This window comes from Sinorhizobium mexicanum (assembly GCF_013488225.1).
Taxonomy (GTDB): domain Bacteria; phylum Pseudomonadota; class Alphaproteobacteria; order Rhizobiales; family Rhizobiaceae; genus Sinorhizobium; species Sinorhizobium mexicanum.
This window is the reverse complement of record NZ_CP041241.1, coordinates 741,736-755,566: the sequence shown is the minus strand read 5'-3', so window position 1 is coordinate 755,566 and position 13,831 is coordinate 741,736. Positions and strand designations below refer to the sequence as shown.

The window sequence follows — 13,831 nt, the reverse complement described above, 5'->3', positions numbered from 1 at the left end:
CCGGAAGCGACGCGCGGCAGACCAGCCGCGCGTCGCCTCAGTTCGTTATTCGGCGACGCTCAGGAACTTGCTCAGATGCGCGTTCGGTCCGTTGTCCTGCCAGCCCTTGACGCGGCTCGAGACGAGCCACAGGTCCGCCTGGGTGAGGAACGGGGCAATCGGCTGTTCCTTCATCAGCAGGGCCTCGGCTTCATGGAGAAGCTTCGCGCGTGCTGCCGGATCCTGTTCTTCATAGGACTTCTTCATCAACCCGTCGTATTCGGCGTTTTCGAAGTGGCCATAGTTGAAGGTCTTGTTGCTGCTGAGGCTCAGCGCCAGGAAGTTTTCGGCGTCGGCATAGTCGGCGACCCAGCCGGCACGCGCGACGTTGAACTTGCCGCCTTCCTGCAGGTAGGCGTAGTGCGACGACACGTCGAGGTTCACCAGCGAAACCTTTGCGCCGAAGGTGTTCTTCCACATGTCGGCGACGGCCGTTGCAACACGCTCGTGGTTCGGGTTGGTGTTGTAGCGGATTTCGATGTTGAGCGGCTTGCCGCCCTCACCGTAGCCGGCTTCCTTCATCAACGCGATTGCCTTGTCCTCGCGATCGAGTTGCGACATGTCCGCAAAGTCGGCCTTGGCGGGCTCACCGTAGCTCTCGAGGCCCGGCGGCACCATCGAGTAGGACGGCAGCTGCGAACCGCTGTAGATCTCCTTGGCGAGGAAGTCGCGGTCGACCGCCATCGACAGCGCGCGGCGAACGCGGACGTCGCTGTAGGGCTCCTGCCGCGTGTCGAAGGCGTAATAGTAGGTCGCAAGCGTCGGCGAGACGTGGACCTGGTCACCATAGGACTTGCGCAGGCGCTCGATCTGGTCGGCCGAGAAGTTGTAGGCGAGGTCCATTTCCTTTGCTTCGAAGCGGCGGACCGAGGCCGCCTGGTCGTCGATCGGATAGAAGATCACCTTGTCGAGCTTGACGTTGGCTGCGTCCCAGTAATTCGCGTTTTTCTCGACCGTCAGGCTGTCGTTCGGCACATGGGCGGTCAGCTTGAACGCGCCGTTCGAGACCATCACGCCCGGCTTGACGAAATCGGCAGCGTTCTTCTCGACGCTTGCCTTGCTGACCGGAAGCGCGGTCTGGTGCGCGAGCAGTTCCAGGAAGAACGGCGTCGGGCGTTCAAGCGTGATTTCCAGCGTCTTTTCGTCGACGGCCTTCACACCGAGCTGATCGACCGGCGCTTCACCCTTGTTGACCTTCTCGGCATTCTTGATCGGGAAGAGAATGTTGGCGTATTCGGCCGCCGTCTTCGGGTCTTCCACACGACGGAACGAGAAGGCGAAGTCTTCGGCCGTTACCGGCGAGCCGTCCGACCACTTGGCATCGGCGCGCAGCTTGAAGGTATAGACGGTGCCGTCATCCGAAAGCTCCCAGGTTTCGGCTGCACCCGGGATGATCTTGCCCGCGGCGTCGTAGATCGTCAGGCCTTCATACAGATCCTTCAGGATGAACTCTTCGATGTTGATCGACGTGTGGGCCTGGTCGAGCGTCTGCGGTTCGCCGGCGTTGCCGCGGTGAAGCACCGCTTCCGCAAGCGCCGGGCTTGCGCCGATCAGCAGCGAGCCAAGCAACGCTGCGGCGCTGAGTTTAAGTTTCAGTGAGGTCATTGTTTTTTCTCCTTCCCCTCTTTTTTGGGTTGTGATCGCAGGAGAGAAGGGCAAATTCTCAACAAAGGCAAGGCGCTTTGTGCGGAAAATTGCATCCTTCTCTATAGGCCATGATTTTCATAGACGCATAGGTTGTATTTCGTTTGCGGTGGATTTCGTCTCCTTTGCGACTTTGGCCAGGCTGGACAGCAACAGGCCGAACGGCAAACTGTAACGTTTTAGATCGAATTCGAGGATGGCCCTTTCGGCCCCAAAAACCGACCCGGAAAGGCCGAGATGCAAAGTTTGTGAATTGAAATGGCACTTTACGTAATATGCAAAAAAATATGCGGCTCCTGTCGCAATTTTTTTGCAATTCGCATGTACGCATCGACTGCGCCACGGCGTCGTCAAGGAGCGATTTCGTCCCTCGTAGACCACCGGCATGCGCGTATTTACCCTCCTCTCCGCGCCACCCTGCCAGCACCACCAGAAAGCGAAAGCCGCGAATTTTGACCGTGCGATTTCTCATCCACAGCAAAATCCGCTGACGCACGTCCATCAAGTGTTCGACCCTGCCGCTGTCCCCGTTGCCAAAAGACCCGCATGAACTATTGTGCCTTTGACTTGGTCCGGCCGCGTCGACTCCAGGTCCGCCGAAGCGCGGTCAAACCGTCTTCAGCGCCCTCGGGAACAAGACTCATCGGGTACTGAACCCGTGTCCGCCTATCCACGGCGCCTGGAGTGGGGCGTCCAGTATCAGGGAGATTTCGAATGGCATTGATCACATTGCGGCAACTGCTCGACCACGCGGCGGAGAACAATTACGCGCTGCCAGCCTTCAATGTGAACAATCTCGAATACATTCAGGCCGTCATGCGCGCCGCCGATGCGACGGATTCTCCGGTGATCCTGCAGGCAAGCCGCGGCGCGCGCTCCTATGCCGGGGACGCCTTCCTCCGTCATCTGATCCTCGGCGCGGCCGAGGAATATCCGCATATCCCCGTCTGTCTGCATCTCGACCACGGCGACCAGCCGTCGACCTGCATTTCTGCGATTACCAACGGCTTCACCTCCGTCATGATGGACGGCTCACTCGAAAAGGACGGCAAGACCGTTGCGAGCTATGAATATAATGTGGCGGTGACCGCGGAAGTCGTGAAGATCGCCCATGCGGCCGGCGTTTCCGTCGAAGGCGAACTCGGTTGCCTCGGCAATCTTGAGACCGGCGCCGGCGACAAGGAGGACGGCCACGGCTTCGAGGGTAAGCTGTCCCGCGAGGAGTTGCTGACGGATCCGGACCAGGCCTTCGACTTCGTCTCCAAGACGGGCGTCGACGCACTTGCAGTCGCGATCGGCACCAGCCACGGCGCCTACAAGTTCACGCGAGAGCCCGACGGCGAGATCCTCTCGATCGATACGATCGCCAAGATCAACCGGCGGCTGCCGAACACCCACCTCGTCATGCATGGCTCGTCGTCCGTGCCGGCCGATCTGCAGGAACTCTTCAATGCCTACGGCGGCAAGATGACGAAAACCTGGGGCGTGCCGGTCGCCGAGATCCAGAAGGCAATCCCGCTCGGCGTCCGTAAGGTCAACATCGACACCGATCTCCGGCTCGCCTTCACAGGCGAAATCCGCAAGCACCACCTCGAGCATCCGGACAATTTCGACCCGCGCAACTACCTGAAGCCGGCGATCGCGCGCATGACCGAGGTCTGCAAGGAACGCTTCGAGGCCTTCCGCGCTGCCGGCCAAGCCTCGAAGATCAGGGTGCTGCGCCTGCCGGAAATGGCCAAGGGTTACGCCAAGGCCGCCTGACCGCGATTGCGGGGGGCGCGCTTCTCCGTCTCCTGCAAGGTCCATGGGCAAGCAACAATCGCGATGCGGCGCGGCCGAAGGGGCGCCGCATTGTTTTTTGCAGAACTCAACCGTGGCGCTTCACGCCCGTCTCGTACTCGTAGAGCTGATCCATGCTCAACGAGGCTACGTCTGCCAACGGCGTCTGGCTTTTCACGCGGCCGCTGCCGAGAACCACCACGTCGTCGCAGAACGAAATCGTGCTGCGGTGGTGGCTGATCACGATGGTCGTGCGGCGACCGGCCCTTAATCTCAGCGTTTCGACGATCGCGGCCTCCGACAGGCCGTCCACGGCATTCGTGGCTTCGTCGAGGATCAGGATCTCGGGGTCGCGCACCAGCGCCCTGGCGAGCGCAATGCGCTGCCGCTGCCCCGCCGAGAGACTCGCGCCGCGATAGCCGACAATGGTCGCATATCCTTGAGGCAGCTTTTCCACGAAACTGTGAGCCTCGGCCAGTTTGGCTGCCTGCTCCACTTCTGCGATCGTAGCGTTCTGGCCGTAGGTGATGTTTTCGAAGATGCTGCCGTCCACCAGTTCGAGATCCTGGCTCGCGACGGCAATCTGGCGCCGCCACTGAGCGGGATCGATCTGATCGAGCGGCATGCCACCGACGAGGATGTGTCCTTCGTCGGGCTCCACAAAGCGGCACAGGAGATTGACGATCGTGGTCTTGCCGGCGCCTGACCGTCCAATGATTGCCGTCGAGCGGCCGCTGCGAATTGCGAAGGTCGCCGAACTGAGCACGATGGGGCGAGCCTCGGAGCCCGGATACCGGAACGTCACGTGATCGAATTCCATGTCCTCGCGCAAACCGGCGAACGGCTCATGACCAGTCGGAGGCTTCGGTTTGTCCGACGGATCGAGGAGCCAACGCACCTCTTCGAGCGACCCGCTCCAGCCCTGGATCTGCCCCCAGGACATTTGCAGCGCGCGCACGTGCGGCTGCAAACGATAGAGCAGCACGACGAAGGCGACGATGACCGGAAAGCTGACGCCGACAGACCAGGCACTGACGACCGCCCCAAGAAACAGGGCGGAATGCAGCACTTCGGTGAGCGGCGGCAACGAGCCCTGGCGGCTCTGCAGGACGAACCCGGCCCGGCGGACGGCGTCCGAAGCGGAGTCAAATACGGCCTTCTCGCGCTCCTCCTGGCCGAACACCCGGATCAGCCGCCCGGCATGAACGAGATGAAGCATCCTCGCGGCGAGTTCGCTGTTGAAGGACGTCACGTCGCGGCTCGGGCCTCTGAGAGTGGCCGACAAGACGGCGTGCGCGAGCTGGACGAGCACGAGGCCAAGCGCGACGAACAGCGTCATCTGCCAGGAAAGCAGCAACAGAAACGCCAGCAGGATGACGGCAGCAGAACCGTTGACCAGGGCCGCAAGCACGGTCTGTATGGCGTCGGAGGCCCGCCATGACTCGTTGGAGATGATGTTGAGCAGGCGACCGGGATTTTGCTGCAGGAAGAACGGATAGCCGATCCTCAAGAGCTGGTCCGAGAGAGCACTTCGGATCGCGTGACTTGCCTTTCCATAGATAAACATCGTCAGCAAAGTGTTCGCAAAGGCGAGAACATTCTTCAGCACGATCAGCGCCAGAACGCCCGCGGCGATCGCCAGCAGTCTCTGGCCATCATCGAGCCCTGCCCCCACCTGCTGGAAGAAGGCGGAGATCCCGTGCAATCCGCCGGCATCCTGACTTCCGGCAATGATGCCGAGCATCGGGATGATAAGGCCGATGCCGGCGCCTTCGAGCGCGGCGCTGACGAGGCCCAGGACCACGACGATCGGCAGCAGGCGCAACTGCCGCCCCAGTGCGTTGTGCAGAACGTGAAAACCCGGCAATAGGAACCGCAACATGACCGCCCTCACCCTAACTTTGCCGTTGTCTGGTCGATCTGACGCAGCTCTGCCCGCGGCGCCGGGCCGGTCGCGGCGAGGCGCGCGAACTTTGCAGCACCAAGCAGGTTCATCGACACGATCGGCCAATGGGATAGCTGGAGTTCAGGGTCGAACCTCTCACCGCCGAGGGTTTGGCCGCAAGCGGACCTCACCGTCCAGCAGAAGTGCTTGAGCAGCCATGGCGCCTTGAATAGGTGCTTCAAGCAAAGCGCGCCGTTGCCGAGGCTGTAGTTGCGGTGCAGCTTCTCGATGGCCTCGCGAGCCTTCCGGCCGTGGTGGTGATAGACGGTCATGTCGGGCACGTATTCCACCGGGATATCGAGCTGAAAGGCGCGTACGAGATAGTCGGTATCCTCCGCCGATTGCAGCGGCGCGCCGGCCCCGAAGCGCTCGTCGAAGCGGCCGACGAGCGCCGCGACATCGCGGTGCATCGTCATGTTGCACCCCAGCACGAAGCCCCCCGGGTGGACGTCGCGGGTCAATCGCGCGGCAACGCTCGATCGTTTGATCGTGAATGGCAGATCGGACGGATCACCAAGCTCGACGCGACCGCCGCGGATGATGCGCCGTTCGCCATCGGCGTAATGCCGCGCGAGATCGCTGAGATAGCGGCGGTGCACCTCGCAATCATCGTCGACGAAAACGAGAATCCGGCCGCGTGCCTGCTCCATTCCTGCGTTGCGCGCCGCGGCTAGGCCCGGGCGCGGCTCGGCGACGAGCGCCATCGCGACAGGCGACGCCGCCGCTATTCGGATAAGCTCGTCCGGCGTCCCGTCGGTCGAGCCGTTATCGACGATCACCAGCTCGCTGGTGATGGCAGCATATGCAAGACATGCGGTCTCGATCGAACGGATGCAGGCGGCAAGTGCCTGAACGCGGTTTCGCGTGCAGACGATGAAGCTCGCGAATGGCCGCGACCCGCCGGGAATTGAAGTCGCGGAGGTCGGCCGTGCGACCACTGCGCCGGGATGCTCTTGTGCCGTTGCAGAACTTTCGGATGCCATCTTAGGCCATGCCATTCTGGGGAAGAACGGTCGCGGCGGGCACCGATTGCAGGTACCGCGCCAGCCCGTCCACCCGCCTCGTCGCGGCAAGCGAAATGCGGCTGCACCACGGAGCACGCGCGCCGGCGAGCAAGCCGTATCGCTCGCGGCGCCGAATTAGGCCCCATTTTCCCGTCCGGGTCAGGAAAGCATGGGTCAGTTCCGGCCGCTCTTCATCGGCTATGAGCTGATAAAGAAAATAGAAGAAACAGAGGGCTCCGTCCGTATGGGCCTGCCGCACTTCCACCGGGAGAGACGAAATTTTCCGTTCGAGCGCCAGGACGAATTCGGCGAGATTTCGGATCGTTTCCATCGTGGTGGCGACGCCGATCTCGCCGAGCGCGCTCGTGTCATCGACAAGACATTCCCGCTCAAGGTTTTCGGCTACGATCTTCAGATGGGTCTGACGCATCCGGCGCTTGTGCGTGTTTGTGACGCTGTCGCCATGGATACGGTAGGCGACCAGGGCTTCATCGATAATCGTTACCGGCAAGCGATCGGCAATGCGCCTGAACAGATCGAAGTCCTCGGCATGCACGTAGCTCGGATCGTAAGCGAGCATCGGCTCCGGTATTACCTTCCGATTGTAGACCACGGTCGAATGCATGAAGATCGTGAAGAACATCGACAATGTGCGCAGGCTTCCGGATCGAAAGATCGGGTTGGGCGTACCGCGAATGATGCGATTGCCGATCAACGTGTCGATCGCCGTGCCACAAAGCGCGAGCTCGGGCCGTTGGCTGAACACCGCGACCTGACGCGAGAAGCGGGACGGATAGGAAATGTCGTCGGCGTCCATTCGGGCGACGAGATCGCCTCTCGCGAGGGCCAGGCCCTCGTTCAACGTGGCGATAAGGCCGCGGTTTTCGCGCGAGACGATGACGATACGGCCATCACTTTTCCGATACCTCTCCAGGATCTCCAACGAACGATCCGTCGACCCGTCGTCGATGGCAATGATTTCGAGGTGCTCGTAGTCCTGGCGCAGGACGCTTTCTATCGCCGCGGGGAGATAGGGTTCCGCGTTGTAGATGGGCAGCAGGACGGAGACCAATGGCGTGGGCATTGTTCAGCTCGCGTAGTTATTGAACATCTGACGTTTGAAGGGATTTGCGGGAGCTGACCGGTTCGGGGAGATAGGCGGGGGACTCGGCGTCCCTGCCCCCAACCCGCGCGCCTGCATTTGTGAAAGCCGACACAGCTCCGGATGCCCTCGGCCGGACATATGGAAAATGCCGTTTCAGTGCATTGAGCGGCTTCTCGAAGATCTGCCAGGAGATTGACGCGATTAGTAGCGTGGCGGCGCCGGCGACAAGGAACCGCCCAGGCCCCTGCTCGGACACATTGACGGGAAGCCAGGGCTGAGCCTTGACCGCCAGCGCGAGTACGATCGCATGATAGAGATAGACGCCATAACTGATGCGCCCGAGCGCAGTCAGGGGCGGAAGTTCGGTCAGCCGGCCGAGGTAGCCGCCGATCCCCCTTGAGCAATTACCAACCAGCATCGTCAGAGGCAGAAGGGGAAAGACCTCCAGCCCGATCCAGGCCAGCCACTCCAGCATCGGCGTCAACGTCGCGGGCCTGAGCCAAAATAGGAAGACGGATGCGCCCAGGAGCGGCATCCAACTCAATCTGGCCCATTGCGGCCAGGCCGTATTCTCCGACCGGTAGGCGGCGAGCAGAGCGCCGGAGGCGAGCGCGTCCATCGAGGCGGGGGGAAGCAGGTCGCGAGCCAGCGAGGGCTCACCCGTGAACGGCCAGTAAAAGCGGTAGGCGACGGAGCAGACGATGACGCCGACGCATATTGCTGCGATCGAGCGCCTCGGTGCGATGAGGACGATCAGCGGCCAGACGACGTAGAATTGCTCCTCAATGCTGAGGCTCCACGTGTGACAGAGGACCCACGGCGTCCACGCATCTTGGAGCGCATACCAGAAATTCGAAAGGTAAAGCGCGTGCCACGCCAGCACCGTCTTGGACCTCTCCAGGTCGATCAGCCAGACGATGCCGAGGACCGCGAAATAGGGCGGAAAGATGCGAAGCGCCCTGCGCGCATAAAAGGATTTCAGCGCCGTCGCCGGCTCGAATCGGGCATCTTCGCGTGCGTCGAGCAGCAGCCGGGTTATCAGGAAACCGCTCAGCACGAAGAACAGCCGCACGCCCATATGGCCCCAATAGGAGCCGTCATCCGCGAGAAAATGTCCGTAGAGCACCATCGTGACGGCAATGGCTCTGAGCCCATCCAGCTGCCGGTCGCGCGCAATCCGCATCGAACATCCCTCTCCGAGTTCAAACCTTCGCGGGATACTCTCCTGGTGGCACCAGCTCCCTACGCAATTCTGTTTTTGCCGCCGGTTTCGGTGAAAGTACTCTGGCGAGAGTCTCAAATTTGTGCAGGTAAACGAATGGTTAAGGGTCGGCCCAAGCGACAGTAGGAGCGAATAGGGCTAAACTTTGGCACCTTAAAGCCAAGGATAATGCTTCAGCAGTTGAGACATCTGAAGTGTGTCTTTGCGGCAATATCGGACTAAAGTCTGATTAGACATCAGATCGAGCGTAGCGTCGGCGACATTAGTTGCAGAAATCGTGACAATACAGCCGAGAGTCCGCAACGATAAGACTGTACTAATTCAACTATCCCGTGCGAGCGTCGGGGCGCGTCGACTAGAACGTCGGCGGCGTGTTGATCCACAGCAGAACGGTTTCGCCGTCGTGCCGATTGGACCAGGCATGCCGTCGGCGGCTCTCGAAATAGAGCGAGTCGCCCGGATGAAGATCGTAGAACTGATCGGAGTCCAAGATGAACTCAACGCGACCGGAAAGCACATAGACGAACTCCTCGCCATCGTGCCGATACGCACCCTCGCTCGATGCCCCCGGCGCCAGCACGAACCGATGGCAATCCATCTGGTTTCTGCCCTCGGCGAGCAATTGCACGGTCACCCCCGGTGTCGTGCGCGGCCAGTTGCGCCACTCGCCGGCCCTGACGAGCGCCCGTACTTCAGGCTCCTCCTCGCCGGAGAGGCTCGAAACAGTCGTGCCGAAATATTCCGCGAGATTGTGAAGAACGGCGACGGAGACGCCCTGTGAGGTGCGTTCCAGGGTCGAGAGGACCGATGCGGCAATGCCGACGTCGCTTGCCACCTGCTCGAGCGTCTTGCCCGCGGCATGCCTGAGGCTCCGCAACTTTCGGCCGACCTGGAGATCGGCATTGCTATCCTGCAATATGGCCGGAGCGGTGTCGTCGTTCGCGCCTTCGGCCTCCAGAGCCTCGCGAATGGCGGCCGGGTTTAGACCGCGCTCGGCGCGAAACCAGGAAATGCGTTTCAGCCGGGCAAGGTCCGCCTCGGTATATTGCCGATGGCCCGTTGCGGAACGCTCCGGTACCACGAGCCCCTGCGTTTCCCAAAGCCTGAGTGTCGACGCAGACACGCCGGCCAGCCTTGCCGCCTCGGCGACCTTGTAGCGCACATTGCCGGCTCCGCTCATCGATCCACTTCCTCTTTCCGGCATCGGCGCTCCAGGCGATTCCAGGCTGTCGGTACTGCTGGCAATCTAGCCGCCGCGCCCGTCGATTTACAAGAAGCGCCCATCAGTGGCGGTGTTGTCTCGATCACCAAATTTGATTTGCAATCCACCCGAAAAGATGTACCACTTCCGGGGAAAAATTGCAGAAAAAATGCAATATATTCCCCTCCTCGCAAACAGGACGACGATGATGACCAGCCTCACCGATCGCAAGAACGCAGCCATCTCCCGCGGTGTCGGGATGACGACGCAGATCTACGCCGACCGCGCCGAGAATGCAGAGATCTGGGACAAGGAGGGCAACCGCTACATCGACTTCGCCGCAGGCATCGCGGTGGTCAACACCGGTCATCGCCACCCCAAGGTGATCGCAGCCGTCAAAGAACAGCTCGATCGCTTCACCCACACCTGCCACCAGGTCGTACCCTACGAGAACTATGTCCATCTCGCTGAGCGCCTCAACGCGATCACGCCCGGCAACTTCGCTAAGAAGACCATCTTCGTCACCACCGGCGCAGAGGCTGTCGAAAACGCGGTCAAGATCGCCCGCGCCGCCACGGGCCGCCAGGCGATCGTCGCCTTCGGCGGGGGCTTCCATGGCCGTACCTTCATGGGCATGGCGCTGACCGGCAAGGTCGTGCCCTACAAGGTCGGCTTCGGCGCGATGCCGGCCGACGTCTTCCATGCCCCCTTCCCGATCGAGCTTCACGGCGTCAGCGTCGAACAGGCGCTTGCGGCGCTGAAGAAACTCTTCGCGGCCGACGTCGATCCGGGTCGCGTTGCCGCGATCATCCTCGAGCCGGTCCAGGGGGAAGGCGGCTTCTATCCCGCCCCGACCGCGTTCATGAAGGCGCTGCGCGAAATCTGCGACCAGCACGGCATCCTGCTGATCGCGGATGAGGTCCAGACCGGCTTTGCCCGCACCGGCAAGCTGTTCGCGATGGAGCATCATGACGTGGCGCCCGACCTGGTGACGATGGCGAAGAGCCTCGCCGGCGGCTTCCCGCTTGCCGCGGTCACCGGCCGCGCCGAGATCATGGATGCGCCCGGACCGGGCGGGCTCGGCGGCACCTACGGCGGCAATCCGCTCGGCATCGCCGCCGCCCATGCCGTCCTCGACGTCATCGAGGAGGAGAAGCTCTGCGAGCGCGCGAACCAGCTCGGCAACCGTCTGAAGCAGCGCCTCGCCGCAATCCGCGAAAAAGCGCCGGAGATCGTCGATATCCGTGGCCCGGGTTTCATGAATGCGGTTGAATTCAACGACGTGAAAACCAATCTGCCGAGCGCCGAATTCGCCAACAAGATCCGCCTCATCGCGTTGCAAAAGGGCTTGATCCTGCTGACCTGCGGCGTCCATGGCAACGTCATCCGCTTCCTGGCGCCGATCACGATCCAGGACGAAGTCTTCGCGGAGGCACTCGATATTCTCGAAGCATCGATCCTCGAGGCGCGTGGTTGACGGCAACTCGCGCGCCCGCTATCGCGGGCGTCCGGTCAACGATGCCGGCTCGGAGTGCGCAACAGCCGCTCCGCAGAAAAGAAGCGAGGCTTGGCCCTACGACAACAGGCCTCGCCGGAGGACGGCCCATGGGATCGACAGCCGCACTAACCAGACACCTTCGCGCCGCCGACCTGTTTGCCGGGCTCGCAAGCGTTACCCGCCCCTCCGGCCAGTGGACCGGCGCGACATTCGACATCTTCAATCCGTCGACCGGCGAATTGCTTGCGACACTGCCCGACATGGGGATCGAAGAGGCACATGCTGCGATCGAGGCGGCCGCCGCGGCGCAGGGGCTTTGGGCCGCAAAGCCCGCGAAAGACCGAAGCACGATCCTGCGGCGCTGGCATGACCTGATCGTCGAGCATGCCGACGATCTTGCCGCAATCCTCACCGCCGAAATGGGCAAGCCGCTGGTGGAAGCGAAGGGCGAAGTTCTTCACGCGGCATCCTATGTCGAATGGTATGCGGAGGAAGCCAAGCGCGTCTATGGGGAGACCTTCCCGGCGCCGGCCAACGACCGCCGCATGCTCGTCATCAAGCAGCCCGTCGGCGTCGTCGGCACCATCACGCCCTGGAATTTCCCGGCTTCCATGGTGGCGCGCAAGATCTCGCCGGCGCTCGCCGCCGGATGCGCGGTCGTATTGAAACCGGCGGAACAGACGCCGCTCGTGGCCGGCGCGATGTTCGTGCTCGCGCAAAAGGCAGGGTTTCCGACAGGCGTCGTCAATCTGCTTTACGCCTCGGAAGGCGCCCCGATCGGCCGCGAACTCTGCAGCAATCCGAAAGTTCGCAAGATCAGCTTCACCGGCTCCACCGAGGTCGGGCGGCTCCTGATGCGGCAATGTTCCGACCAGATCAAGAAAGTCAGTCTGGAACTGGGCGGCAATGCTCCCTTCATCGTTTTCGACGACGCCGATATCGACGAGGCGGTGGAAGGCGCCGTTCAGGCCAAGTTCCGCAATGCGGGCCAGGCCTGCGTTTCGGCCAACCGCATCTATGTGCAATCCGCCGTGCACGACGCTTTTGCGGAGAAATTCGTCGCCCGCGTGCGCGAGCTCACTGTCGGCGACGGGTTCTCTGCCGGTGCCGCGATCGGCCCGATGATCGACAGCCATGCGATTGAGAAGATCGAAGCGCATGTCGCCGATGCCTTGGCCAAGGGCGGAAAAGTACGATGCGGCGGCAGGCGGATCGGCACCAGGGGCACTTTCTTCGAGCCAACGGTTCTGACCGGCATTTCGCACCAGATGCGCGTCGCCCAGGAAGAAACGTTCGGCCCGATCGCGCCGATCATCCGTTTCGAAACGGCCGAGCAGGTGGTGGCCGAGGCGAACGACACGATCTACGGCCTCGCCGCCTATTTCTACGCCGAGAACCTGAAGCGGGTCTGGCACGTCGCGGAGGCGCTGGAATACGGAATGGTGGGCATCAATACCGGGCGGATGTCATCCGAGGCTGCTCCCTTCGGCGGCATCAAGCAATCGGGCATCGGCCGCGAAGGCTCCCGCCATGGGCTCGAGGACTACCTCGAGATGAAGTATCTCTGCATGGGCAACATCTGAGCGACAACAGCGTCGTCAGTCGACGATGTGGTAGCCGCCATCGACGTAAAGCACCTGGCCGGTTATCAATCGCGCCGCGTCATGGGCGAGAAACGCGGTCGCCATGCCGACGTCGTCGATATCGACGAGCTCGTGGGCCGGCGCCTTCAGCTTCGTCTTTTCGAGCAGCGCGTCGAATTCCGGGATGCCGGAAGCGGCTCGGGTGGCAAGGGCACCGGGAGAAATGGCGTGGACGCGAATGCCCTTGGGGCCAAGCTCGGCGGCCATGTAGCGCACGGCGCTTTCAAGCGCCGCCTTGGCGACGCCCATGATGTTGTAGTTCTCCACCACCACCTGTGAGCCGTAATAGGTCATGGTGAAGAGGGTGCCGCCGTTCTTCATCAGCGGCTCCGCGAGCTGGGCCATGCGGATGAAGGACCAGCAGGATATCTCCATCGTCGTCAGGAATCCATCGCGCGGCGCGTCCGTCACGCGCCCGCCGAGCGTGTCCTTCGGGGAGAAGGCTATCGAGTGGACGAGGAAATCGAGCTCTCCCCAGGTCTCGCCGATGTGCTCGAAGACCGTCTCGATCTGGCCGGGCACCGCCATGTCCAGCGGCAGGAAGATCGGCGAATCGAGCTCGCGCGCCAGCGGCTCGACATGTGGTTTTGCCTTGTCGTTGAGATAGGTCACCGCGAGTTCCGCACCCAAGGCACGAAACGCGCGGGCACAACCCCAGGCAATGGAGCGGTCGTTGGCAATGCCGACGATCAGGCCTTTGCGGCCTTCGAGAAGCTTGGCCTTCATAGTGGGGATGGACATGCGTGGTCTC

General features: G+C 62.0%; 10 protein-coding genes. 3 read left to right on the top strand and 7 right to left on the bottom strand.

Annotation, left to right across the window (positions count from 1 at the left end; all coding sequences use genetic code 11):
• Positions 1–45 precede the first annotated feature (45 nt).
• Positions 46–1,644, bottom strand: coding sequence for a peptide ABC transporter substrate-binding protein (locus FKV68_RS27730; RefSeq protein ID WP_180943719.1), 1,599 nt, complete (start codon positions 1,642–1,644; stop codon positions 46–48).
• Between the two features lie 753 nt (positions 1,645–2,397).
• Here FKV68_RS27730 and fba point away from each other — a divergent pair.
• A complete protein-coding gene (gene fba / locus FKV68_RS27725) occupies positions 2,398–3,444 on the top strand; it encodes a class II fructose-bisphosphate aldolase (RefSeq protein ID WP_180943718.1) in 1,047 nt (348 codons plus the stop codon).
• A gap of 106 nt (positions 3,445–3,550) precedes the next feature.
• Here fba and FKV68_RS27720 read toward each other — a convergent pair whose 3' ends face one another.
• The 5 genes from FKV68_RS27720 to FKV68_RS27700 all read right to left on the bottom strand — a co-directional run bounded on the left by FKV68_RS27720 (position 3,551) and on the right by FKV68_RS27700 (position 9,918).
• Positions 3,551–5,344, bottom strand: a complete 1,794-nt coding sequence (locus tag FKV68_RS27720) for an ABC transporter ATP-binding protein (RefSeq protein ID WP_180943717.1) — start codon at positions 5,342–5,344, stop codon at positions 3,551–3,553.
• 8 nt (positions 5,345–5,352) lie between these two features.
• On the bottom strand, positions 5,353–6,390 hold the full coding sequence (locus tag FKV68_RS27715; RefSeq protein WP_180943716.1) for a glycosyltransferase family 2 protein: 1,038 nt from the start codon (positions 6,388–6,390) through the stop codon (positions 5,353–5,355).
• Position 6,391: 1 nt separating this feature from the next.
• On the bottom strand, positions 6,392–7,495 hold the full coding sequence (locus FKV68_RS27710; RefSeq protein WP_180943715.1) for a glycosyltransferase family 2 protein: 1,104 nt from the start codon (positions 7,493–7,495) through the stop codon (positions 6,392–6,394).
• 16 nt (positions 7,496–7,511) lie between these two features.
• Positions 7,512–8,699, bottom strand: a complete 1,188-nt coding sequence (locus tag FKV68_RS27705) for an acyltransferase family protein (protein WP_180943714.1) — start codon at positions 8,697–8,699, stop codon at positions 7,512–7,514.
• Between the two features lie 394 nt (positions 8,700–9,093).
• A complete protein-coding gene (locus tag FKV68_RS27700; RefSeq protein ID WP_180943713.1) occupies positions 9,094–9,918 on the bottom strand; it encodes a MerR family transcriptional regulator in 825 nt (274 codons plus the stop codon).
• A 229-nt stretch (positions 9,919–10,147) separates the two neighbouring features.
• Between FKV68_RS27700 and FKV68_RS27695 the strand changes: the two genes are divergently transcribed.
• Both FKV68_RS27695 and FKV68_RS27690 read left to right on the top strand, forming a co-directional pair.
• On the top strand, positions 10,148–11,416 hold the full coding sequence (locus tag FKV68_RS27695) for a 4-aminobutyrate--2-oxoglutarate transaminase (RefSeq protein ID WP_180943712.1): 1,269 nt from the start codon (positions 10,148–10,150) through the stop codon (positions 11,414–11,416).
• A 128-nt stretch (positions 11,417–11,544) separates the two neighbouring features.
• A complete protein-coding gene (locus tag FKV68_RS27690) occupies positions 11,545–13,020 on the top strand; it encodes an NAD-dependent succinate-semialdehyde dehydrogenase (RefSeq protein ID WP_180943711.1) in 1,476 nt (491 codons plus the stop codon).
• A 15-nt stretch (positions 13,021–13,035) separates the two neighbouring features.
• Here the strand turns inward: FKV68_RS27690 and fabI are convergent, their stop codons facing one another.
• Positions 13,036–13,821, bottom strand: a complete 786-nt coding sequence (gene fabI, locus FKV68_RS27685) for an enoyl-ACP reductase FabI (protein WP_180943710.1) — start codon at positions 13,819–13,821, stop codon at positions 13,036–13,038.
• Positions 13,822–13,831 lie beyond the last annotated feature (10 nt).

Coding starts and splice junctions, on each gene's coding strand:
- fba (WP_180943718.1), top strand. CDS start 2,398: ATGGCATTGATCACATTGCGGCAACTGCTCGACCACGCGGCGGAGAAC.
- FKV68_RS27695 (WP_180943712.1), top strand. CDS start 10,148: ATGACCAGCCTCACCGATCGCAAGAACGCAGCCATCTCCCGCGGTGTC.
- FKV68_RS27720 (WP_180943717.1), bottom strand. CDS start 5,344: ATGTTGCGGTTCCTATTGCCGGGTTTTCACGTTCTGCACAACGCACTG.
- fabI (WP_180943710.1), bottom strand. CDS start 13,821: ATGTCCATCCCCACTATGAAGGCCAAGCTTCTCGAAGGCCGCAAAGGC.
- FKV68_RS27710 (WP_180943715.1), bottom strand. CDS start 7,495: ATGCCCACGCCATTGGTCTCCGTCCTGCTGCCCATCTACAACGCGGAA.
- FKV68_RS27700 (WP_180943713.1), bottom strand. CDS start 9,918: ATGAGCGGAGCCGGCAATGTGCGCTACAAGGTCGCCGAGGCGGCAAGG.
- FKV68_RS27690 (WP_180943711.1), top strand. CDS start 11,545: ATGGGATCGACAGCCGCACTAACCAGACACCTTCGCGCCGCCGACCTG.
- FKV68_RS27705 (WP_180943714.1), bottom strand. CDS start 8,699: ATGCGGATTGCGCGCGACCGGCAGCTGGATGGGCTCAGAGCCATTGCC.
- FKV68_RS27715 (WP_180943716.1), bottom strand. CDS start 6,390: ATGGCATCCGAAAGTTCTGCAACGGCACAAGAGCATCCCGGCGCAGTG.
- FKV68_RS27730 (WP_180943719.1), bottom strand. CDS start 1,644: ATGACCTCACTGAAACTTAAACTCAGCGCCGCAGCGTTGCTTGGCTCG.